Annotated in this window: 19 protein-coding genes and 2 pseudogenes; 3 read left to right on the forward strand and 18 right to left on the reverse strand. The window is 30.0% G+C overall.

Going from position 1 to position 23,460, the window contains the following annotated elements; genetic code table 11:
• From EGM88_RS16045 to EGM88_RS11975, 8 genes and pseudogenes are all read right to left on the reverse strand, one after another.
• Positions 1-1,482, reverse strand: a pseudogene (locus EGM88_RS16045) (hypothetical protein); the annotation flags it as partial.
• 96 nt (positions 1,483-1,578) lie between these two features.
• Positions 1,579-2,325 (reverse strand): DUF6090 family protein, encoded by a 747-nt coding sequence (locus EGM88_RS11935; protein ID WP_123898530.1) that lies wholly within the window; start codon positions 2,323-2,325, stop codon positions 1,579-1,581.
• A 119-nt stretch (positions 2,326-2,444) separates the two neighbouring features.
• Positions 2,445-3,626 carry a DUF1624 domain-containing protein gene (locus EGM88_RS11940; RefSeq protein ID WP_123898532.1) on the reverse strand — a complete coding sequence of 394 codons (1,182 nt, stop codon included), beginning with the start codon at positions 3,624-3,626 and terminating at the stop codon, positions 2,445-2,447.
• 429 nt (positions 3,627-4,055) lie between these two features.
• A pseudogene (locus tag EGM88_RS11955) lies at positions 4,056-5,885 on the reverse strand (DUF885 domain-containing protein).
• 181 nt (positions 5,886-6,066) lie between these two features.
• Positions 6,067-6,945, reverse strand: coding sequence for an ester cyclase (locus tag EGM88_RS16050; protein WP_238988434.1), 879 nt, complete (start codon positions 6,943-6,945; stop codon positions 6,067-6,069).
• A gap of 280 nt (positions 6,946-7,225) precedes the next feature.
• The gene (locus EGM88_RS11965; protein WP_123898536.1) at positions 7,226-7,744 is read right to left on the reverse strand and encodes a nuclear transport factor 2 family protein; all 519 of its coding nucleotides are present in this window, start codon (positions 7,742-7,744) and stop codon (positions 7,226-7,228) included.
• Positions 7,745-7,763: 19 nt separating this feature from the next.
• On the reverse strand, positions 7,764-8,522 hold the full coding sequence (locus tag EGM88_RS11970; protein WP_238988435.1) for a hypothetical protein: 759 nt from the start codon (positions 8,520-8,522) through the stop codon (positions 7,764-7,766).
• A gap of 49 nt (positions 8,523-8,571) precedes the next feature.
• Entirely contained in the window at positions 8,572-9,084 is a 513-nt protein-coding gene (locus tag EGM88_RS11975; RefSeq protein ID WP_123898539.1) for an ester cyclase, read from the reverse strand.
• A gap of 175 nt (positions 9,085-9,259) precedes the next feature.
• Here EGM88_RS11975 and EGM88_RS11980 point away from each other — a divergent pair, with 175 nt between their 5' ends.
• The gene (locus tag EGM88_RS11980; RefSeq protein ID WP_123898541.1) at positions 9,260-11,194 is read left to right on the forward strand and encodes a sensor histidine kinase; all 1,935 of its coding nucleotides are present in this window, start codon (positions 9,260-9,262) and stop codon (positions 11,192-11,194) included.
• A gap of 25 nt (positions 11,195-11,219) precedes the next feature.
• Here EGM88_RS11980 and EGM88_RS11985 read toward each other — a convergent pair whose 3' ends face one another.
• Positions 11,220-11,948 carry a LytR/AlgR family response regulator transcription factor gene (locus tag EGM88_RS11985; RefSeq protein WP_123898543.1) on the reverse strand — a complete coding sequence of 243 codons (729 nt, stop codon included), beginning with the start codon at positions 11,946-11,948 and terminating at the stop codon, positions 11,220-11,222.
• A gap of 250 nt (positions 11,949-12,198) precedes the next feature.
• Here EGM88_RS11985 and typA point away from each other — a divergent pair, with 250 nt between their 5' ends.
• Positions 12,199-13,971, forward strand: coding sequence for a translational GTPase TypA (gene typA / locus EGM88_RS11990; RefSeq protein WP_123898646.1), 1,773 nt, complete (start codon positions 12,199-12,201; stop codon positions 13,969-13,971).
• A 184-nt stretch (positions 13,972-14,155) separates the two neighbouring features.
• The gene (locus tag EGM88_RS11995; protein ID WP_123898545.1) at positions 14,156-15,016 is read left to right on the forward strand and encodes an FKBP-type peptidyl-prolyl cis-trans isomerase; all 861 of its coding nucleotides are present in this window, start codon (positions 14,156-14,158) and stop codon (positions 15,014-15,016) included.
• 86 nt (positions 15,017-15,102) lie between these two features.
• Here the strand turns inward: EGM88_RS11995 and EGM88_RS12000 are convergent, their stop codons facing one another.
• From EGM88_RS12000 to EGM88_RS12040, 9 genes are all read right to left on the reverse strand, one after another.
• The gene (locus EGM88_RS12000; RefSeq protein WP_123898546.1) at positions 15,103-15,741 is read right to left on the reverse strand and encodes an outer membrane beta-barrel protein; all 639 of its coding nucleotides are present in this window, start codon (positions 15,739-15,741) and stop codon (positions 15,103-15,105) included.
• A 355-nt stretch (positions 15,742-16,096) separates the two neighbouring features.
• Positions 16,097-17,050 carry a transketolase family protein gene (locus EGM88_RS12005; RefSeq protein WP_123898549.1) on the reverse strand — a complete coding sequence of 318 codons (954 nt, stop codon included), beginning with the start codon at positions 17,048-17,050 and terminating at the stop codon, positions 16,097-16,099.
• Between the two features lie 55 nt (positions 17,051-17,105).
• Positions 17,106-17,693, reverse strand: coding sequence for a Maf family nucleotide pyrophosphatase (locus EGM88_RS12010; protein WP_203229463.1), 588 nt, complete (start codon positions 17,691-17,693; stop codon positions 17,106-17,108).
• Positions 17,683-18,612 carry a geranylgeranylglycerol-phosphate geranylgeranyltransferase gene (locus tag EGM88_RS12015; protein WP_123898551.1) on the reverse strand — a complete coding sequence of 310 codons (930 nt, stop codon included), beginning with the start codon at positions 18,610-18,612 and terminating at the stop codon, positions 17,683-17,685. Before EGM88_RS12015 ends, EGM88_RS12010 begins: the two co-directional genes overlap by 11 nt.
• Positions 18,609-19,067 carry an SsrA-binding protein SmpB gene (smpB, locus tag EGM88_RS12020; protein WP_123898553.1) on the reverse strand — a complete coding sequence of 153 codons (459 nt, stop codon included), beginning with the start codon at positions 19,065-19,067 and terminating at the stop codon, positions 18,609-18,611. Before smpB ends, EGM88_RS12015 begins: the two co-directional genes overlap by 4 nt.
• A gap of 85 nt (positions 19,068-19,152) precedes the next feature.
• Positions 19,153-19,653 (reverse strand): SixA phosphatase family protein, encoded by a 501-nt coding sequence (locus EGM88_RS12025; protein ID WP_123898555.1) that lies wholly within the window; start codon positions 19,651-19,653, stop codon positions 19,153-19,155.
• A gap of 169 nt (positions 19,654-19,822) precedes the next feature.
• Entirely contained in the window at positions 19,823-20,281 is a 459-nt protein-coding gene (locus EGM88_RS12030; RefSeq protein ID WP_123898557.1) for a hypothetical protein, read from the reverse strand.
• Between the two features lie 77 nt (positions 20,282-20,358).
• Positions 20,359-20,787: an Hsp20/alpha crystallin family protein gene (locus EGM88_RS12035; RefSeq protein WP_203229464.1), complete on the reverse strand. Its 429-nt coding sequence runs from the start codon at positions 20,785-20,787 to the stop codon at positions 20,359-20,361.
• 280 nt (positions 20,788-21,067) lie between these two features.
• Positions 21,068-23,440 (reverse strand): alpha/beta fold hydrolase, encoded by a 2,373-nt coding sequence (locus EGM88_RS12040; protein WP_123898561.1) that lies wholly within the window; start codon positions 23,438-23,440, stop codon positions 21,068-21,070.
• Positions 23,441-23,460 lie beyond the last annotated feature (20 nt).

Below are 23,460 nucleotides of genomic sequence, written 5' to 3' on the forward strand. Positions count from 1 at the left end.
TTCAGAAAAATTATTGACAAAGTTTAATGGGTTTTGAATTTCATGAGCAATACCCGCAGTCAATTCTCCTAAACTTGCCATTTTTTCAGATTGAATTAATTGAGATTGTGTGGCTTTTAGTTCTTCTAAAGATTGATTGAGTTCTGAAGTACGTTCCATTACTTGAGTTTCTAAAGTTTCATTTTGTGAAGCAATTAGCGAACTCTTTTCAGCTTCTACTTTTACAAGTTCCATTGCTTTCTGTTGCATTTCTAAATTCTTCTCTCTCATGCGATAGGCTACATATGCTAACATACCTAAATAGAGAATGGCCTTAGCTATCACATCAGAATTAACCATGATTAACCTTAAACTAAAATCATCGGCTACATAAGATGACCTTATTAATAGTCCAGTAACAGTTAAGATATAAGATAATGTTAAACTGTACATAAGAACCCGAACAGACATTGCTTTCTTTGCAGACTTGACGGATAAATAGAGTAAGAAAACACCAGTTCCAATTGTTAATAGAAAAAATAGAAAATAGTAGGGAATAAATGGTATGATTAAACTAACTAGAATGAACCACTTTGGGAGTTTACCATAGAAAATTCTGTAGGCAAATAAAAAGCACAATGGGAAATAGTAGTAACCTAAAAAACCTCTAACAAAACTAATGAATACCATGTAATTAGATGGTAGTGTAAATAATAAGCTGTCCCCACCATTGAAAACCACGCTAAGGTTAAATAGTAACATTACAGTGCAAAAAAGAGCTAGAATGAGTAGCTCACGTTCCTTTCTAATCAGAAAATAAAGAAGCCAAAAAAGGATGAAGAAAATAAAAGAACCTAGGAAGTTGAATAAATCTTTATAACCCAAAAAGCTCATATAGTCAAAATAGTCATTCGTTACAATTCGAGTAGAACCTAATAGAAGGTTTTTTGCAACACCACCATAGGTGCTATAGTCTACATAGTGAATTACCAATGTGTGTACCGTATCAGGTTCTAAAAATATTGGGGTTCTAATTTCGAAATCTTGAATGTGTTCTTTGAATGACGCTCTGTCGTTCCCTTTTTCTCCAAATTGGCGGAATAATTTACCATTTAAATAAATGTCTTCTGCAGCATGATCTTCTTTGTCTAAATAGAGTGGAAGTTTTGCTATAGCACTATCAATGGTAAATTGCAATCTAAACCACCCTTCAAATTTGCCAGAACTATCTGCCATGTCATTAGATATCTGTGAAGGACTTAATCGTTCCCAACCCCTTAAATCAATATTTACAGGAGATGAATCTTTTTCATTGCCCGATTTAAATATCCAACCAGCACTATTTTTTAAAGTTAAGCCAAAAAGTGGATCTAAATCTGACTCGGTGAAATGGACGATTGTATCCAGTGCCAATCCGTTTTTATTTACAGGGTTTTCTTGTCCACTTGCTGTAAATAGCATACAGAAAAATAGACTAATTGATATAAGCGTTTGTCTAATCATTGATACTTAAGTTAATAGTAAATATAGTAACTTTGTTTTTGTTTGTCTCCACCTTTAATTCCCCACCATGACCACCGGTAATAATTGCATAGCTATTTAAAGAATTTTATTGGTTTCTTTAATAATTCTATCCATAGCATTTTCAAGGCCTTCAAGAGCCATTATATGATTTAATATGGCCCAAGATTGATTATCCATCACATTTTCAAATTCTATATCCTGAAACATGTTATGGTTATCATGCTTAAGTTTTGTTTTTTTATTCCACTGTAAAAAGCCATAATTGTCTATGTTTTTCATAGAAGCGTTCTTACTTAAAAAAGGTAAAACAAGATTTTGACCAATTTCATCTAATGTGAGATAGTTTTCTTGATTTTCTTCTAATTTGCTCGACCACTCAAATAGCTTTGCCCGCAAAGAATCTGAAGAAATTAAATTTAGCTTTCCAGAAGATATTAAGTCTAAAACCACAGCTTGACTTGGTTTATAGGTTCTATAATCTAAAGTTTGTGCTTGTAGGCTATCCAGATTATATTTATCAAGAATTTCCTTAAGTTCGCCAATTAAATTCATAATGTCTTTTGCAGATGAAAGGATCTTTTTGTGATGCTGAATATATTCTTGAAGATTTACCCTATTCTTTTTAAATTCAAAATTTAGACTCTTAACAATGTGCTGCTCGTCTCTTTTATTACCAAATTCATTATTCCAATTATTTATTTGAAGTGCTATTAAAATCCCAACAACTACTAGTACAATTTCTCCAATGGCATATTTGAAGTACTTGGAAGTTTTACTTTCTGTAAGAAGTTTTTTTCGGATGTTTCTAAAGAATTTTATCATATTTTTGGTTTCTATTTTTTCCGCAATCAGCTATCTTCATCAAATGTCCACAAGACATTCGATTTTGCGAAGGAAAAATTTTGTTTCGATAATCGGAAAAAATCAATCATAGTTTATAATTAAAGGTAGCTAAGCCACCATTTGCTTTTATTGTTTGTTTTATAGTTCATATATTTTTTACAGATAGGGTAAAGTAGAAGTATTATACCAATCCAAATTGCATATACTACCAAAAGAGAATAGCCATAAATCAATAGATTTTGATTGATAAAAGATTGGGCATCTAAAATCATATTTTTCCATTCACCTCCAAAAATTAAGATTCCAACAATTGCGAACACATGAATTACGAGTACATGCAAGAAATAATAGAATAAAGGAACTCGACCAAAAACTAAAAAGAAATTAGTCACTTCGTTTTTAGTAGTTTCAATGGTATATAAAAACAATAATGATGGACCAATGGTAATACATAGATATAATAGTGACGGTGGGTATTTGGTGACATTAAAAAAGGATATGATTGTTTTGGATGTAGTTTCTTGATGTGTCCAAGGTACTAAATCACCATAAACATTTAAACCTCTTAAACCAAAAAATAAAAGAATGGTACCAACCCCTAAATAGAATAACCATTTTTTGCGAAGACCGACTTCAAAATCTTTTTGATAAAGTGTACCGAATAAATAACCGAGAGCCATCAGCCCAATCCATGGAATTAGAGGGTAATGAATGAATATTATGGAGTTTGGGCTTAAAACAAAAAGTTTTCCTTGATGAAAAATATACCAAATGACAGATTGTAAACTTTGACCTTCTAAAACAACTCCATCCATAGCATTATGGCCTGCGACTAATAGAATACCAATAGTGAGAATTATTTGTTTTGGTAAATAAATTAAAAAAGATAGACATACCATACAAATACCAATAGTCCAAATAACCTGAAGAATTAGAAAGCTATAAGTGAGGTCAAATGTCCATATCAAATTATTAACGACTACCTCAAGGAAAATGAGCCAAATTCCGCGTGTAAACAAAAATTTAAAAAGCTGAGGTTTTGATTTTTTAGTACCGTACAAAAAAGCTGAGGTTCCTGCTAAAAATACAAATACAGGTGCACAATAGTGTGTTATAAAACGTGTAAAAAAAAGGATTGGCGTAGTCGTTTCCAAATTAGTAGGATTTGTAAAGAAAGAACCATAATGGAAATAACTACGTACATGATCTAATGCCATGATTACCATAATAACACCTCGTAAGATGTCTATGGATTCAATTCGGGTTGATTTTGGTTTCATAGTCCCTAGAACGGGTATTTAGTTAATTGACTTTTTAATTTTTTAGATATACTCCGTTCATTAATTCCTTCCTCTTTATATTTTATTCAAAGTGTGTAAGTTACAATTTTTAAACAAAGGTTTTACGTTTAACTGCTGATTTATAATTTGTTATTAAATCGGGATATGTGTAAACTTCTATGTTTGCATAGCATCCGCTAATTTTTTGGTATCAGCATACTTTTGAAATTTGTCAATTTTGTTGTCTTTTAAAGTCCAAAAATATGCTACTAGAGTATTGTAGGGTTTTCCTGTTTCTTAGTTTTTACTCCCTTTTAATTTCTCTTGTTTTTTTAAAGAACCCTAATTGACATTTTTTTTAGATCAAATTAATTTTGGTATTCATCTATTCCATAAACTTTGAATTCGTGTTATTTTGCGTGTTACCAATCAATTACCTTTTTGATTGATTATCCATTGGTTTACATTGTCTTCTAGTACATTTAACGGAATTGAACCACTACCAAGAACTACATCATGAAATGACCTAATATCAAATTTATCTTTAAGGGTTTCTTCAGATTTCTTTCTAAGTTCTTTTAATTTTAGTTCACCAATTTTGTAAGCTAAGGCTTGTCCGGGCCAAGCGATATACCTATCGATTTCAACCACAATATCATTTTCATTTTTTCCGGAATTCTTTAAGAAATAGTCAATGGCTTCTTGTCTTGTCCATCCAAAAGCATGAATACCTGTATCAACCACCAAACGCATAGCACGCCACATTTCATACGTCAATTGTCCGTATTGAGAATAGGGGTCTTTGTACATTCCAAGTTCTGGACCTAAACTTTCAGAGTATAGTCCCCAACCTTCAATAAACGCTGTGAAATTAAGCATGGTTCTAAACTCTGGAACGTTCTCTAACTCTTGGGCAATTGAAATTTGTAAGTGATGGCCAGGCACGGCTTAATGAATAGTCAACGCTTCCATCTCCCATTTTGGTCTCGATTTTAAGTTATAGGTATTCGCAAAGAAATAGCCTGCCAGACCTGTCTGCAAAGAACCTGGATTATAATAGGCAGTTGTGCTAGCTTTCTCTGAATAAGCAGGAACTTTTTTTACTCCATAAGGAAGTCTTGGTAGTTTTCTAAAAAGTTGGGGTAAGACAGGATCTAGTTTTTTGCAAATGTCACGATAAGCCGAAAGTAATTCTTCGGGCGTATTAAAATAAAACTGAGGGTCTTCTTTTAGGAACTTATTAAATGCATTTAAATTTCCTTTGAATCCTATCTCAGATTTCACCTTTTCCATTTCGACTAATATTCTCGCAACTTCTGATAGACCTAAGTCGTGGATTTCCTGAGCCGTCATATTTGTGGTGGTATGAAACTTTATTTGTTCATTATACCAAGCTGTCCCATTTGGTAATTCACTTATACCATAGGTGTCTCTTGTGTTGGGTAAATAGGTATCCGTCATAAAACTCCTGAACTTTTCTAAAGCTGGGTTTACACTTTTCTCAATAATCATTTTCACCTTTTCTTTTAAAACATCATTTCCTTCTAAGTTTGCAAAAGGTGTATAAAAAAGGCTTTCTATTGAATTTTTAGCAATCATGCTTTTTAATTGCTCGGGTACTTGTACTACAGTATTTCGTGGCATTACGATTCCCTTTTCAATACCTTCAGATAAGGTTATTTCAATATTTTGTAGAAGTTGTGGTATTCCCTTAAGTCTAGCTATAATGTCTTCTAATGCTTTTGATGAATTGGTTGGCATCATTTGAATTATTGCGGGGATATACGTATGAATGCCCTGAATTTGATCTATAATTAAATACTGTTCTGGAAACTGGCTATTCAAATCATATTGGTCGCCAACAGAGCGATTAAAAATGCTGAAATTAATCTTATCATCATCTGTTAACTTATCCAGGTTAAACCAGTTTTTAGATTCGTTAAAAATCTTTAGAACCGCTAAGTTTTTTTTAGTTCCTTCTGGTGAAACGTCATCCCATAAATGATTGAATCCAGGTTTTCCAAAAAAAGTAGCCCTTGCGGGAGATGCTTCTAATTGACTCTTTGTATAGACTTCAAAAAGCACCTTTATACGTTCACTTTCACTACTGAAATTTTTACTGTCTTTTATATAGGCGAGTTTTTCGATAATAGTACCATCAGGTAGATTTGTTTCTTGAGCATATCCGTAAATAGTCATTATAAGAAAGAAAGCTAGGCTTAACAAAAAAAATATATGCTTCTTGATGATTTTTTTCATGTTGTTTTATTTTAAAATTATGTTTCTAAGATTAATCAATTAACGTGTTTTGCTTTTTCAATTTATTCTTTTTTCAATCTATGTTCTAACCTGCTGTTCTAAAACAGAAAGCAACACATCATCAATGGGGAGAGAGGATTGATATAGAATTAGTGTAATGAATTAACCATTTTTAGTCAAATTATATTTTCTCAGCATCCGTCAATTTTTTGGTATCGGCATATTGTTGAAATTTGACAATTTTATTGTCTTTTAAAGACCATAAATGTGCAACTTGTGCATTGTAATATTTTCCTGTTTTTTTGTTTTTAGCATCATATCTTAAAGTAGCTAACACTTTGTTGTTACTCATTTCATGAAGTTCAATATCAGATAGTTTAAAATATTCATGATTGGCTACGAGACGTGCAAAAACACCATTTAAAATAGCATCCGGACCAATGTATGGATTGCCATCAGCATAACTATTTCCTTCTGCTTCGTTCCAAACAATTGCGGCGTCCATCGTACCAAGAACGGAGGACATGTCTCCAGTTGAAAATGCATTATAAAGTGCATCTATAATAGTAATGTTATTAGGGTTAGAAACTAACCCTAATTGCTCAATAAAAATGGCATTATCCATAAAATCTTGTTCTTTAGCAATTTTCCCATTTTTCATTTTTATAAGCGTAACACCATCAATATTTACTAATTTTCCTGTGGCAGGTATACCAAAGAAATCACCAGTATGTTTACCTTTAAAATTCCAATGTTTCACCATTTTTTCTCCTTGACCAAAAATATCTATAATAGAAAATTCTATATCAGAAAAGCCGATTAGGAAATTTTGATAATAGCCTTTAAAATCATTAACTCCAATAATATTTTCAGTATTTGAAACAAGTATAATATCGGTATCAAAATAGATGTCATTGATAAGATCAATTTGACCTTGGTTAAGAATTTTATCCCATATATGTTCATACATTTTTATGTTACTTTCAGTAGAATGTTTTTGTCCGTAAGATATTGATATGGTAAGTATAGCAAATACAAATAAAAAGTTTTTTGTTTTCATAGTTTAGGGAGTATATATATATTTAATTAAAGGTTTTATTTTTGGTACAAAATGTTATCTAGAACTTTTTCAGATAGCTTTTATTGGTTACTAAGTTGTCATCTGAATTGAAAACTTTGTTGTAAAAATGTTTTGGTTACATAACTTTCACTAAAATCATAATCTCCAGTAATTACTTCTTTTTTTATAGTTATTAAATTTTTAAGGTTAACTGTTTTGGAAGAGTTAAGTGCGTCCTTAGTTTTTTTATAATATTTAGGAGTGTTATAAAAATTCAGTATCATTCTTCAGACTGGTCTTCATTAGCTAATTTTTCTTTATCAGCTTCTATAGTTTGAAGATTTAATACGATTTCTGTTGGGTCCCAATATCCATACTCTTTAACAATTTTTCCATCTACAAATTGATAGGTTAGATGTATGGGCATTTCAATTTTTTTACCATTTCCAGCCAATGTTGCATTCCATTCTAACCAACAATTCACCCAGGTATCACCGTCATCAGTAAGTACCATTTCATATTCAGGATCTTCGTTAGAAAACATTCTAGATGTATAAAGGGCTTCCCTTTCTTGATGATATGTTTTTACTTCAGCTGGTGACATCGGGTTATCATTCGTATTGTAAAATGTTTTTGAGCTATCAGCATAGATGCTTATATCAATTGTCTTTTTGTTATAATTATCAATAAGCATTTTTACTGTTTCAATCTCTGGTGATTGTTGTGTGTAGCGTTTCATTTGCTTTTCACAAGCAGTAAATAAAACTATTGCTAGTGCTAAAAAGATAAGCTTTTTCATGATTTATTTTTTTTAATTATTATTTTGCTGTATAGCCCAAATCTGGACGCATCCATCCGGATGTAGTTTCATATTTATCCAATAAAAGGAACATTTCTCCCATTAGTTTTTTGCCTTCATCACCAAGGAGAGTCTCTGTTTGATTAGATAATTCGATATAAGATTTTTCATCTTTGGCTGAAATAGTAACAAGATAATAGTCGCCCATAGTTCCAAATCCGTTATAGTAAATTCTAAAATATTCTTTAGCTCCTTTTTTTTGATAAAGAGCTTTTATTTCTTTAATTTTTGCTTTCAATTTGGTAATATTACTAGGAGTAACATGTAAGAAATGCCATTTTCTATAATTTTGTCCTGCTGTATTCGTGGTTAGTCCGTTAGGCATATAAGAAAGTTCAGGGGTTAACACAACAACACGGTCTCCATGTTTATCATAGCATTCGTTAAATCGTCTAAAAAGGTCATTAAATTTATCTTCACCCATTTTATCCGCTAAAGGAGCTAAAGGATTCTTGTCAAAGTCGCTCATATTGTTGATTGGAGTAATGCTTAAATATGTACCATTATTTACACGGGCAGTGGCCCAATCAGCCCCTTTAAGGTTATGTTTTTTGCAGGCTTCAATAAATTCTTTTGTGATTTTTTCATAATCGCCTTGTTTAGAAGGTTTTACTTGGTCTTCATGAATCCAATAGGATTGGCGATTATTAGTTTCTTGTGCGTTTAAGGTCACTGGACTTAGCATAAACACAAGTGCTAAGATTAGTATTGTTTTCATAGTTTTCATAATTATCTGTTTTAAGGTTTGTTATAAATGTTAATTTAGTTTATTCAGTAATAGGTAGATTTAGTGTAAAACCTAATTGTTGTAATAAATCCAGTTTATTGTAAAACACATCTTCTCTATATATTTTGCCTTCTTTATCAAAAAAAAGATGTGAAATTCCGTTTACTTTTACTTTTTTTCCAGTGGCATTAATTTCTCCAAAAGTTCCTGTATGTGTCCCTGTAAATATCCATACGATAAAGGCTTCATTACCTTTTATAAGTTGAGTTGGAAAAGTAAAAGTCATATCAGGAAAGCCATTGAGAAAAACATGCATATTGGATTTGTGTTCACTAATATTTGATACCATTTGAATTCCATTCATATTCCTGATAAAAGATTCTGAAAGTAACGTATCAACTCTATTTTTACCTATACTATTTTGAGTTAATAAATAACTAGAAACCTGATTTTTAAAATTAGGAACAGCTTTATTTTTAGTCGTTTTATTAGTATGGTTACAAGAAACCATTAAAAAGAGTGTAAGAACATAAGTAGAGATGATAATTCGCATTGTTTTTCTTGTTATTAAACTCTAAATAATTGATTTATAATATAGAAAACAAGACGGTTAGGACGAAGTATCATTATTAGTGTCCGAAAGAGCTTTTTGAGTTTTCAAAGCTTTTTACTGCATTATAATTATAAATGGTAACTTAGCTTAATTCAAATAATGTACTTTTATATAGATGGTAAAGAATTTAAACAAGCAATTAATATTCACAACAATAACTATTTTAAGTACTATTTTTTGTTATGCTCAGCTAATTGATTTACGTAAAAAAAACTCTTATAAAAAGGTATTTGTAGATACTGATAATTTTGGTGCTTCTTACTTAGATATTTTAGAAGTAGCCTTACCTAAAATAAAAACGGATACCATTAAATTTTCTGTGTTAAATGATTTGGCCTATTATTGGCATACACGAAATTTAAATAAAGCCTTGCATTTTGTAACTCAGGGTTTAAAAATAACTCAAGAGAAGAACGATACCTTGTGGCATGGCAAATTTCAAATAACTCAAGGAGCAATTTTGCTTAGGATGGAAAAACTAGATAGTGCTTTTTTTGTGTTACAAGAGGCTAGAAGTAAAGTTAGAAAGCAAGATTTACCTAAGTTAAATACAGAATTAGGTTATGTTTTTGAACGAAGAGGGTTATTGGCTAAAGCTGCTGATTATGCGTTAGAAGCATTAAGGTTAGGAGAGGAATTAAAAAACAACAGAGTAATTGCATTGGCATACAGTGATTTAAGTAATTTATTTTGGAAACAATCTAAATTTGATGAAGGCTTAGAGTATGGATTAAAATCGGTTGCTCTATTTGAAGAAGTTGGTATTAATGATTTAGATTATGATTTTACGTTGTATGTAGTAGGTAATAATTATCTAGCACTAAAACAAGAGGAAAAAGCTCTCAATTATTATAACCATGCAATTGCAATTGGCGAACGCTATGGCTTTTATAACAATTTAAGTGATATTTATATTTCATTAACTGATTTAAATGCTTATTTAAATAAATTTGATCAAGCAGTATGGGCAGGTGAAAATGCAATTAAATATGCGAATTTATTGGATAATAATTTTTTGCTTATGCGGTCATGGCTTTCATTAGGCAAAGCTCAGAATTTGGAAGGAAAATATCTTAGTGCTATCGAAAGTCTTCAAAACTCTATACGTATTGCAACGCCTAATTTTGGGGATAATTACTATCTAAGTCAGGCGTATAATAATCTTGGTAGAGCACATGCGGGAAATCATAATTATCAAGAAGCTTATGCTGCCTTTGCGGAGTATGATCAGTTAAGGAGTAAAATATTTACGGCAGAAGCAGATCAGAGAATTTCTTTATTACAAACAGAATTTGAGGTTACTAAAAAGGAGAATACCATTAAACTACAAGAAATTGAGATTAAAAAACAAAAATTAAGGGAGTCTTTAATTTTTGTCATCTCAGGAATGCTTTTTATAGTGCTTGCACTTATCTATTTTGCATATCAAAACATAAAAAAGAAAAGAGTATTACTCCAAAAACAAAATCAAGAAAAAGAGTTTTTATTAAAAGAAATCCACCATCGGGTAAAGAATAATTTGGAAATTGTTTCAAGTTTATTGGCATTACAGTCTGCTCAAATGGAAGATAAAAAAATGGTTGATGTTATGCTGCATTGCCAAAACAGGGTTCATACAATGAGTTTGATTCATCAAAAGTTATATCAACGTAATAATTTGTCAAAAGTTGAAATGAAAGATTATTTTATGAATTTATGTCAACATGTATTAGATTCGTTTGGAAGTAATAATCGTATTGCAGCTGTTTGTGATATGGAACCTCTTGAAGTTGATATTGATATGGCTATACCATTAGGTCTAATTGTTAATGAATTATTAACCAATGCAATGAAGTATGCATTTCCAAATAATAAAAAAGGAAATATTTTTATAAGTTTAACAAAAAGAAATAAAAATAACTATAGTCTTATTTTTAAAGACAATGGTATTGGATTTGATGAAAAGAGACAGGCCCTTGGTACAGGTTTTGGTACGCAGTTAATTAACCTTTTAGTAAGTCAATTGGGGGCGTTATTAATAAACAGAGTGAGAATGGAGCCTCAATATTAATTACCTTTAGTTTTGAAAAAACAACTTAAATTGTTTGAAGCCTTTTCATTAAATCCATTTTAAATGATTTACTCATAGGAACAATTTTGTTAGCTACCATTAAATGACTTCCTGCTACTTCATCAATTTTAGTCAGATTTACAATATAAGATCGATGTATTCTTAAAAAATGTGTTTTTGGCAGTTTTTCATTAATATTCTTTAATGTATTTACAATTAAAAACGCTTTGTCTCTGCAAAAAATGCGACAGTAATTCCGATCAGCTTCAATATAATATATATTTTTAAGAGAAATTTTTACCATTTTTTCATGATCTCTTACAAAAATGCAATCTTCTAATACATATGGGTTTTTTAGTTCTTTTTTTTCTTTTTCTATCTCAATTGTATTTATAGCTAACTCTATTGCACGTTGTAAATCTAAATTCTTAAAAGGTTTAGATATAAAAGCAGCTGGTTTTGTAGTTTTAGCTTCATTAAAATAAAAATCGTCCGTATTGGCAGTTAGGTAAATTATGGGTATTTCAAATTTAGTTTGTATTTGCTTTGCGGTATCTATTCCACTAAGTTTACCTTTCAGTTGAATATCCATTAATATAATGTCAGGTAAATTGGCTTCAATGTGTACAAATGCATCTTCTCCATGGGAAACCATACCAATTACTTCGTACCCCAATTTTTGTAGTTGTAAAGAAATATTGGCGGCAATTATCATTTCATCTTCTACTATAAAAATTTTAATTGGGCTTGTCATGGTTATGAAAAATGCTGATTCTTAATGTGTTAAATGTACGCTTTTTTATTTAGTTAGAAGTATTTTTTAAATACCATTTCTAATACTTGAAATTCTAAGAAATTTAGTTTCTTATAAAATAGAGATTGATTTTAATTACTCATAATTTTAGTGTATTTTCTTACTTTATTAAAAACTAATAGAAAAAAAAAGAACCTTAAACCATTATTAATCAAATTAAACACTACTTTTGCACCTCGAAAAAAAATATATGCAATCTATTAGAAACATAGCTATTATAGCACACGTTGATCATGGTAAAACAACTATGGTTGATAAAATTATTGATCAAGCCAAAATTTTAGACGAGCGTAAAGAGCGAGTTGATTTGTTATTAGATAATAACGATTTGGAACGTGAACGCGGTATTACAATCCTATCCAAAAATGTATCGGTAACTTATAAGGGAGTAAAAATTAATGTAATTGACACACCAGGTCACGCCGATTTTGGAGGAGAGGTAGAGCGTGTATTGAAAATGGCCGATGGGGTTTTATTATTAGTTGATGCTTTTGAAGGTCCTATGCCACAAACTCGTTTTGTATTAGGTAAAGCATTAGAATTGGGTTTAACTCCTATTGTAGTGGTTAACAAAGTTGATAAAGAAAATTGTACGCCAGATTTGGTACATGAAAAAGTTTTTGATTTAATGTTCGCTTTAGATGCAACAGAAGAGCAATTAAACTTTACAACTATTTATGGTTCTGCTAAAAATGGTTGGATGAGTACAGATTGGAAAGAGCCAACAACTGATATTATTCCTTTGTTAGATGCTGTTATTGAATCTATTCCAGAAGCACCAAACCATCAAGGTACGGCTCAAATGCAAATTACTTCTCTAGATTTTTCTGCCTTTACAGGAAGAATAGCAATTGGACGAGTATTTAGAGGTGAGCTAGAAGAAGGTAAAGATTATATGCTTTGTAAAGCTGATGGTGTGACTAAAAAAGTTAGAATTAAAGAATTACACGTTTTTGAAGGCATGGGTAAAGCCAAAGTTTCAAGAGTAAGAAGTGGTGATATTTGTGCCATTACTGGAATTGAAGGTTTTGATATTGGTGATACTATAGCAGACGTTAACAATCCTGAAGCATTACCAAGAATTGCGGTTGACCAACCTACAATGAGTATGTTATTTACTATTAATAATTCTCCATTTTTTGGTAAGGAAGGTAAATATGTAACTTCTAGGCATTTACGTGATAGATTGTACAAAGAAACAGAAAAAAACTTAGCTCTACGTGTTGAAGATACAGATACTGAGGATAAGTTTAATGTTTTTGGAAGAGGAATATTGCATCTATCTGTATTAATTGAAACCATGAGAAGAGAAGGGTATGAGCTTCAAGTAGGTCGCCCTCAAGTGATTCTTAAAGAGATTGACGGTCAAAAATGTGAACCTTATGAGACTATGGTTGTTGATGTGCCTGAAGAGTCTGCAAGTAAAGTTATCAATTTAGTTACTTTACGTAAAGGCGATTTATTGGTCATGGAACCTAAAGGTGATTTACAACATTTAGAATTTGATATTCCTTCTAGAGGATTAATTGGTTTACGTAATAAATTATTAACTGCTACTGCAGGTGAAGCCATTATCAATCACCGTTTACGTGGATATGATGTTTATAAAGGTGAATTTAATGATGTTACCAACGGGGCAATTGTCTCTGCAGAAGGAGGGAAGGCTACGGCTTATGCTATTGACAGATTACAAGATAGAGGAAAGTTTTTTATTGATCCAAATGAAGAAATTTATAGAGGACAAGTGGTAGGCGAAAATAGTCGTCAAGATGATATGGCAGTAAATTTAATTAAAGGAAAAAAACTATCTAATGTTCGTAGTTCAGGAGCTGATGATGCTGCTAAAATATTTCCAAAGGTTGATTTCTCTCTAGAAGAATGTATGGAATATATAAGAGATGATGAATATTTAGAAATTACACCTAAGAGTTTGCGTATGCGTAAGATTAATTTTAAAGGATAACTTTGGTTGTTATCACTAAATTAATCTATTTTTAGTAATATAAGTTATTCTCTTAAAGAGGGGCCAGAAAGTATTATACTACTTTAGTTAAAATACTGATAATATAAACTTTTGTTAAAATAAACATGCTGTTTTAAATCATAGAAAATAGCCGTAAATTGCGAAAAAATTAAATAGTTTAGAAATGAAATTGACTTTAAACTCCATTTTTTACATTTTTCTTTTAGGAATAGTTTTAGTATCATGTAAAAAAGATGATGACGATACAATACCACACGATCCTGAAGCTCAAGCTTTATTAGATGATGAAAATTTAGTGGATTTTTTACAAACACATTACTATATACCTCCAGCTGAAGGAGAGTCATTTGGTGTAATTGATACCATTTTAAATGATGAAGAGCCTTTGTATTCAATCGTGAAAACTAAAGATATAACCTATAATGAGATTGATTATAAGTTATATTATTTGGTGAATAATGTAGGTGAAGCAGATTTGTATCCAAGCCGTACGGATTCTGTATTGGTGAAATATAATGGATTTGATTTAGATAGTACTAATTTTGATAGTAAAACTAATTTTACTTGGCTTAAATTATCTAGTACAATTCAAGGTTGGGGATATGGTTTTTCATTTTTTAAAGGGGGAACAAATGTATCTCAACCTGGAGAGCCTTTGGCTTATGAAAATACAGGTAAAGGAGTGCTTTTTATTCCTTCTGGATTGGCTTATGGACAATACGGTTCAGGATCAATTGGGGTAAATGAACCTCTAATATTCCATATAGAGTTAGCAGCTGTGAAAAGAGTAGATACAGATGGTGATGGCATTTTTGATATTTATGAAGATGAGAATGGAAATGGAAATTTTAATGATGATGATACAGATGAAGATGGTGTTCCTAATTATGGAGATACAGATGATGATGGTGATGGTATATTAACAATTAACGAAAATTCAGATCCTAATGGTGATGGTAATCCCGATGATGCGTTAGATACAGATGAAGATGGTACTCCAGATTATTTAGATGCAGATAATTAATTTATATAAAAATTATAACATAAAAAAGCACCAAATTCATTGAATTTGGTGCTTTTTTATGTTACTGAAATGCCTATATATACAAACTAACGTCGTCTATCATTAAAACGATATGCTAAACTAAATATAACCTGATTGGGTCTGTTATCTACATTAATGTTTGTATTTCCTAATTTACCATCTATATCATTAGAAAATCCTTTCTCCCAACGTACATCTAAACCAAGACGTCCTAATTCTATACCAGTTCCAATTTGTAAACCAACACTAAAATCATCAGTTTCAATATTGTTAATTTCGTCTTGACTAAAATCAGATTTTATCAAATATTGAATGGAAGGTCCACCAAAAATATGTACAGGACCAATAAGTTTTGTACCCAATAAAATAGGAATGTCTAATTTTTTGGTTTTAAATTTTGTATTAACATTAGCAATTGGTGCTTGATTGTCATACGAATTATTAAGCTCGGTATAAATAACTTCAGGTCTTAAATATAGTCCTGCAAAATGAAATCGAGTCCATAATCCAAGATGAAAACCAGCTCTATTGTCTGCACCTGTGCTAACAATATTTGAAGCATTGTCGCCAATTTCAGAGAAAATTTCTTTAAAATCGCCTCCAAAATTATAATTCACACCTCCTTTTAGACCAATATCAACTTGGGCAAATAAAAAAGATGTAGTTAAGGTAAGGGTTAGTGCGGTCAATACTAATTTTTTCATAATAATAAATTTTAGTTATAATAAAAACCCACAACTACGTATTAAAAAAAAATAGTTAATATCGTTTGAAGTAGTATAAAATAAGTTTTTATTTTTCTTAAAAAAAGAGAATACTATTTAAAAGATATAAAGTTACTTATTTTTCTATTTCAAATTTAATTAATGATTTTTAATACACAATTGGGGTTGCTTATTTTTCTTAAACGCAAAAGTCGAGCCAATATGCAAAATGTTGATAACTGTTTCTAGAATAAAATTGAGAACAATAAATTTAAAACACTGATAATGTGCAGTTTATTTAATTGTTTTTATTAATTTAAATGAGCAAAATAAAATTAATATTAACCTTTTAAATCTATTTTCTTTCTAAAACTTTAGTTACAGCTTTAACAATAGCACTACTATTTAACCCATATTTTTCCATTAATTGTTCTGGAGTACCTGATTCACCAAAAGTATCGTGAGTGGCAATAAATTCTTGAGGTGTTGGAAGGTTTTCAGATAATACACGAGCAACACTTTCACCTAAACCACCTAAATAATTATGTTCTTCAGCAGTTACTATGCATCCTGTTTTTTTAACAGATTTTAAAATGGCATTTTTATCTAAAGGTTTTATAGTATGTATATTAATAACTTCTGCTGATATTCCTTTTTCTTCAAGAGCTTCAGATGCTTGCAGAGCTTCCCAAACCAGATGGCCTGTAGCTACAATAGTAACATCTGTACCTTCTGTAAGTTGAACAGCTTTTCCAATTTCAAATTTTTGATCAGCATCAGTAAATATAGGTACTTTCGGACGTCCAAAACGCAAATAAACAGGACCTTGGTGATCTGCAATAGCAATAGTAGCTGCTTTTGTTTGATTGTAATCACACGTGTTAATAACGGTCATTCCTGGTAACATTTTCATCAAACCTATATCTTCTAAAATTTGATGTGTAGCTCCATCTTCACCTAAAGTTAAACCTGCGTGAGAAGCACATATTTTTACATTTTTATTAGAATATGCGATTGATTGACGGATTTGATCATACACTCTTCCTGTAGAAAAATTTGCGAAAGTTCCAGTAAATGGAATTTTTCCTCCAATAGTTAATCCTGCGGCAATACCCATCATATTAGCTTCGGCAATACCTATTTGAAAAAATCTTTCAGGATTTTCTTCAATAAACTTTTCCATTTTTAAGGAACCAATTAAATCGGCACAAAGTGCAACTACATTAGGATTGGTTCTGCCTAATTCTGCTAACCCTGCTCCAAAGCCAGAACGCGTATCTTGTTTTTCTGTGTATGTGTATTTTTTCATTTTGGTAAAAGTTGCTAAAAAAATTTAAAGACAAAAATATCAATTGTAATGAGGATTAACTGGTAAATTCCATCATTTCTTTATAAAACTTATGAACAGGAAAGCCCATGACTGTGTAAAAACTTCCTTCAATTTTATTTACTGCTATATAGCCAATCCATTCTTGAATGCCGTATGCTCCAGCTTTATCATAAGGTTTATACTTGGTAATATAGTAATCTATCTCTTCTTCTGTTAATTTTTTAAAATGAACGGCAGTTGTATCATTAATAATTATTGATTTATCTTTTGTTTTAATACAGATAGAAGTAATAACTTCATGTAATCTTTCTGATAAAAATAATAACATTTGTTTTGCCTCGGCACTATCTTTAGGTTTTCCTAAAACTTTACCTGCAGCTCTAACAATAGTATCTGCTGTTATCAGCATTTCATTATCTGCTAAAACTTCAGAATAGGTATCAGCTTTTAATTTAGCTAAATAACTGGTAATTTCATTACCGTGTAAATACTTTGGATAATCTTCATCAATATCAATTGTAACAGTGTCAAAGGTTAATCCTAAATTTTTTAACAATTCTTTTCTTCTCGTTGATTGAGATCCTAAAATAATCTTGTAGTTTTTTAATTTTTCAGCCAGCATAATAAATAGTTAATGAAAGGATTACTATAGAAAACATTCCTAACAACATAATTAATTTTAATAACATACTTGCAAACTTATAATCCTTTTTTGATTTTGCATATAAAATTTTAGTCATAAAATAGAGTAGTGGTAATAACACTACAATAAGCATATATGCCAATACAAAAGGAACATTAGGAAAATTATTAAAACTATATGAAGTAATTATAATTAAAGGAACGAAGCTTAATGCAAAAATAATATAATTTGTTCTTTTTCTACCTAAAAGTATAGGTAATGTTTGCATATTCATATATTTATCTCCATTAATATCTTCAACATCTTTTACCATTTCGCGTAAAAGCATAAACATAAAAGCGAATGCAGCATAATCTATCAAAACTTTAAAGGCATAATATTGGTCAATATCATTATCTTCTGTAACTACTGGTATTACCTCAAATACTCCTACAATTAAAATACTCAAAGAAACTAATAATGCTACAATAATATTACCAATTATAGGTCTTTTTTTTAAATCAGAATTATAAACTTTCAAAAGTAAAATAGTAATAACAAAAATAGCAACAAAAGATAGTTTGTCTATTGTATGAGCTAAATATAGTCCTGTTAACAATCCAACTCCATTAAATATATTGTAAAGAAAATGAGCTCTTTTTTTTGATATTTTTTTTGTGACTAAGACTTTAGTTGGTTTATTAATTTTATCCGCTTCAACATCAAATATATCATTTAGAATATTACCTGCGGCTGCAATAATTAGTGTAGTAAAAACTAAAATAGAAAAATTAAAATTTGACAACGCTGTATCTACTGTAAAAGCAGGAAAATAAACATATTTGAATAAAATTTGAATGAGAGCTAGCATTACCAAATTCTTCCATCTAACCAATTGAAGAAAAGAACTTAAGGTCATTTATAGATTTTTTTAATTCTATCTAAATTTCTTTTACTATCTCTATTTTTAATTGTTTCTCTTTTGTCGTATAGCTTTTTACCTTTGGCTAAACCTATTTGTAATTTAGCCCAACCTTTGTCCGTCAAAAACAATTTTAAAGGGATTATAGTTAAACCAACATTTTGAACTTCTTTTTGTAGTTTTTTTAGTTCACGTTTATTAAGTAAAAGTCGGCGTTCACTTTTTGGTTTATGATTATAAATGTTACCGTTAATATATTCTTCTATATACATATTAATGACAAACAATTCACCTTTATCATTAAATTCGCAAAAGCTTTCAGTTATGCGGGCTTTACTGGCTCTAATAGATTTTATCTCTGTACCAGTTAGTTGAATTCCAGCTGTATAGGTGTCTAGAATTTCATACTCATAACGAGCTTTTTTATTTCTTATATTTATATTCGGTTGCATTGCTGCAAAATTAACTAAAATTGCAGTATTATAAAGATTAAAGGGGTAAAATTTGAGATTATAACGTAAGAGATTATAAATGAAATTATTCTACATCTATCATTACATGTTCAATAAGGTCACCTTGAATGGTAACTAAATATAAATTGTCATAATCATCTTCATCCATATTTAAATATTTTCCATTACCAATTAGTTTATTTGTTAAACTGGGTATGGTATTACTATGGCCGACTATTAGTATAGATTTACCTTTGGTTTCATTTAAAAATGAATTTAAATTTAAATTTCTAGGGTGGTATTTTTTAATTGTTAACTTTTTATTTTTAGCGGTTACCGCAGCTGTTTGAAGTGTTCTGTTATAATCAGTAGAATAGATTGCATCTAATTTTAATTCATCAAAAATGTTGCTCCATTTTTTGGCTCGTTCTTTTCCTTTTTTGCTAAGTTCTGGGTTTTTATTGTTTTTATCGCTACTATCCTTTTCAGAGTGACGAATTAAATAATAAGTTGTTTTTACTTGTTGTTGCGAATATGCTGTTACTGTTAAAGAAAACAGTAAAATAGCCATTAGAAACTTTTTCATTGGGTTGGGGTTAATTAAGTTTTATTAGTATAAGTTGTTTAGCTATTAATATTAACGCACTTTTTTTAGTTTTCTTATACCAAGACTAAACCCATGAAACTTTAATGTGCTATATTTTTTTTCGAGATGGTAAGATTAATATCAAATTAATGGGCGAATATAATTCGCCCTAAAGTTGTTTTATAGAAGGATTTGTTTCTTTTAAATAGTATCTATTTTTTATAGAATCCATTTGTTTAAAGATATCAATAAAGTTGTTATGTCTTAAATTAAATCTTTTTTCAAAGAAATCATCAGTATAGAAATCATTCATTTTAAAAGGTGTATCCATAAAAAAATCTTTCATAAAAAGACTGTCAATATTAGGAAAGTTTTTATCAAAATCTAATTTAAAATTTTCAAAGAATTCTTGCTCTAAAATGGAATCGTTTTTAATATTAGAATAAAAATAAGAGTATGTAGAATCAATACTTATTAAGTTTCCATTTTCATCATATTCTTTATGAACGCTACTACTAATTTTTGGCTGTATTGTATCTTTTTTAGAAGTGTTTTTTTGAGTTTTTTCTTGCCCCATACAATTTATTAACGAAAAAGATAACAATAGGCTAACTATTAAATTTTTCATTGTTTTATGTTTTTTGATTTTAATATAAATGATGATAAAGGCGAAAACTATTCGCCCTTATCATCATTTATAACAAATTATTTAACTTCAATTAATCTTGCTGGTTTTGGTTTTGCTTCTTCTAATTTTGGTATTACAATACTTAATTCACCATTTTTGTAAGTAGCTTTTATTTTATCGCTATCTACTACATTTTTTGGAAGATTAAAACTTCTTTTAAAAGATTGGTAACTATACTCTCTTCTTGTATAATTATCTTTAGTTTCTTCGTTTTCGGCTTCTTTTTCAGAAGAAATAGTTAACACATCATTATCTAAATCAATCTGAAAATCTTTTTTATTCATTCCAGGAACTGCTACTTCAACAGTAAATTCATCTTCATTTTCTTTAATATTTACTGCAGGTAAACTTGTATTGGTTTTTGAAAAATTTGTAGAAGACCAATCTCTAAAAAAATCGTCAAAAATTGTTGGCAAAACAGGAATGCCATTACTTTTTACTAACATAATATTATTAAATTTTAAGTTAAACTTTTATTTTAAGTGTTCCTAGTTTCTCAATTAAACCTGAGAACCAATGGAACTTAATATTTAAATTATTATTATTGTTTGTTTAGTAAATAGCAAATAAAAGACCAATGTCGTTTTTACGAAATTTTGACAGAAAAAAATACTATAAATTAATTTTAAAAGACATTTTGTCTCTTGATTGTTAGGTTGTTATGACTTTTTTTCAGGTTAAAGTTAAATATTTATTAACCTACTTTTTTGACTTTAATATTTAGAATTATTTGGTTAAGGTTTCTTGAAAAAGTTTAAAAATTCTACGGTATTCATCTTGCCAACTAGAAGCTTCAACAAAACCATGATTTTCAACAGGAAAAACAGCCATTTCCCAATTTTCTTTTTTTAATTCTATAAGTCGTTGTGACAATTGAACAACATCTTGAAAGTGAACATTTGTATCTACCATTCCATGTAAAATAAGAAGGTTTCCTTTTAAACCTTCTGCAAATTTAATAGGAGAACTTCTGTGATAAGCTATACTATCATTAACGGGTGTATTTAAAATAGGAGCAGTATAGCCGTGATTGTAATTAGACCAATCTGCTACGGAACGTAAAGCGGCTCCACTTTTAAAAGTGTCTGGATATTTAAACATAGCCATTAAAGTAATAAAACCTCCATAAGAACCTCCATAAATGCCAATTTGATCTTTGTTAATACCTTGGTTTTTAGTAAGGTATTTGGCTCCGTCAATTTGATCGTCTAAATCTTTGCCTCCCATATGTCTATAAATACTTGTTCTCCAGTCTCTACCATAACCAGAACTTGCTCTAAAGTCTATAGCCAATACGGTATACCCATTATCTACTAACATATTATGAAACATATATTCTCTAAAATAGGAAGACCACCAATAATGCACATTTTGTAAATAACCGGCTCCATGTACAAAAATAACGGCAGCTCCATTATTTTTATCAGCTGTTGGTTTTAGTAGAGTAGCAGGGACTTTAGCTCCATCTCTACTTTTAAAATGTATAATTTCTGGCTGTTTCCAGCTATAGTTTTTAAATTCTTCAGTAGTTGATTGGGTTAATTGAACCATCTTGGCATTTGGTTTATTTGGCATTAAATACAACTCCCAAGGAGTAGTATTATTAGAATAGCGAATGGCTAATTGTTTTTCATCGGGAGAAAGAGTTACTTCATGCCCTCCTTTAAGATGTGTAATTTGAGTCATTTTACCAGTTTTAATAGAAACATGATAAAAATGTTTTTCAAAAGGGCTCACCTTATTGGTTATTAAATAAAATGATTTTCTGTCTTTACTCAATTTTGTTTCCAGTACTTCATAATTGCCTGAAGTTAAAGTTTTTATTTCTCCAGTATTTACGTTTGCAATATAGATATGAGCATACCCTGTTTTTTCAGATTTAAACCAAATTCTATTTTCATCTATCCATTCTATTCTTCCTGGAGAAAACCATCCCACTTCAGGACCTCCAATCCAAGCATCATCATGTTGCCTATCAATGAGTTTCAGTTTTCCTGAAGACAACTCTAAATTCATTATCCATCGATCTTTATAATCTTGTGAAGTAATATTAACAACAGCTTTGTTATCTTTTGAAAAAATAGGTGACCCAATAGTTACATTTCTTGGATTTTTATACTTAGGATTAAAAATAGAATCTTTAGGAGTGTAATCTTTTAAATATGCAGGTTTATCAAAAATACCTTCAATTGAATCTGTTGTTACTTGGTAGACGGTGTCTTTTTGAATGTTGTATATCCAAGTTTCTGATGTAGCTTGTTTGATGCCTACCTTTGGCCTTGCGTTTATAGATTTGGTGTATCCACTTTGGGTTACAAAATTCGGAACCTTTGTATTTTCATTTTTAGCAGGACGAATCAAATTATAAACAACATAATTTAAATCAGGTGAAATTTTTAACCCTCTTAGCCTTTTTCCTTCGAGATAAATTGAAAGAGGTCTTTTTACTCTTAGTAATTCTTTTCTATATTCTGAAGCCTTTTGTTTATTTTTTCTTTCTGCTAAAACTTCAAAATTTTCTAATTGTTGATTTTCTAACCACTGATTTTGAATGGAAAGTCTTTTTTCTTTTTCCTCTTCTTTACCATTGATAAAATTGGTTAATTGTGTGGTAGTACCTGTTTTAATATTCCATTTAAAAATGTTAGTGTTGCTTTGAAAAACTATATATTTTTCATCTCCAGAAAATATCGGATTAGATTCATAGTTCAAAGTATTGGTAACTTGAGTTGTAGAATAATTTTTAGTGTTCATAAAAAAAATATCTCCATTTTTCTCATAGACCTTCCATTGGTAATCACTACTATAAGTACCACGATTGGTTTCGGAGATTAATTCATTAGGTGTTAATTTTTTAATGGTTTTTGTGTTAATATCTACTTTATATCGAGAAGATAGTGTTTCTCTATCTGGATTCCAATTGAAATATATAGACTTACTATCATCTGACCAGCTGATTTGTTCGGGTAAATGGCCCACAAAATCGTTACCTTTCATTATTTGTTCTAAAGATAATGCTGATTTGTTGTTAACTTGTCCGTAACTAGTAAGACTGAATATAAAAAAGATTAATAATAGTGTTGTTTTAGAAACATTCATTATAAAAAGGATTAATTTAT

It is taken from the genome of Aureibaculum marinum (genome assembly GCF_003813905.1).
Taxonomy (GTDB): domain Bacteria; phylum Bacteroidota; class Bacteroidia; order Flavobacteriales; family Flavobacteriaceae; genus Aureibaculum; species Aureibaculum marinum.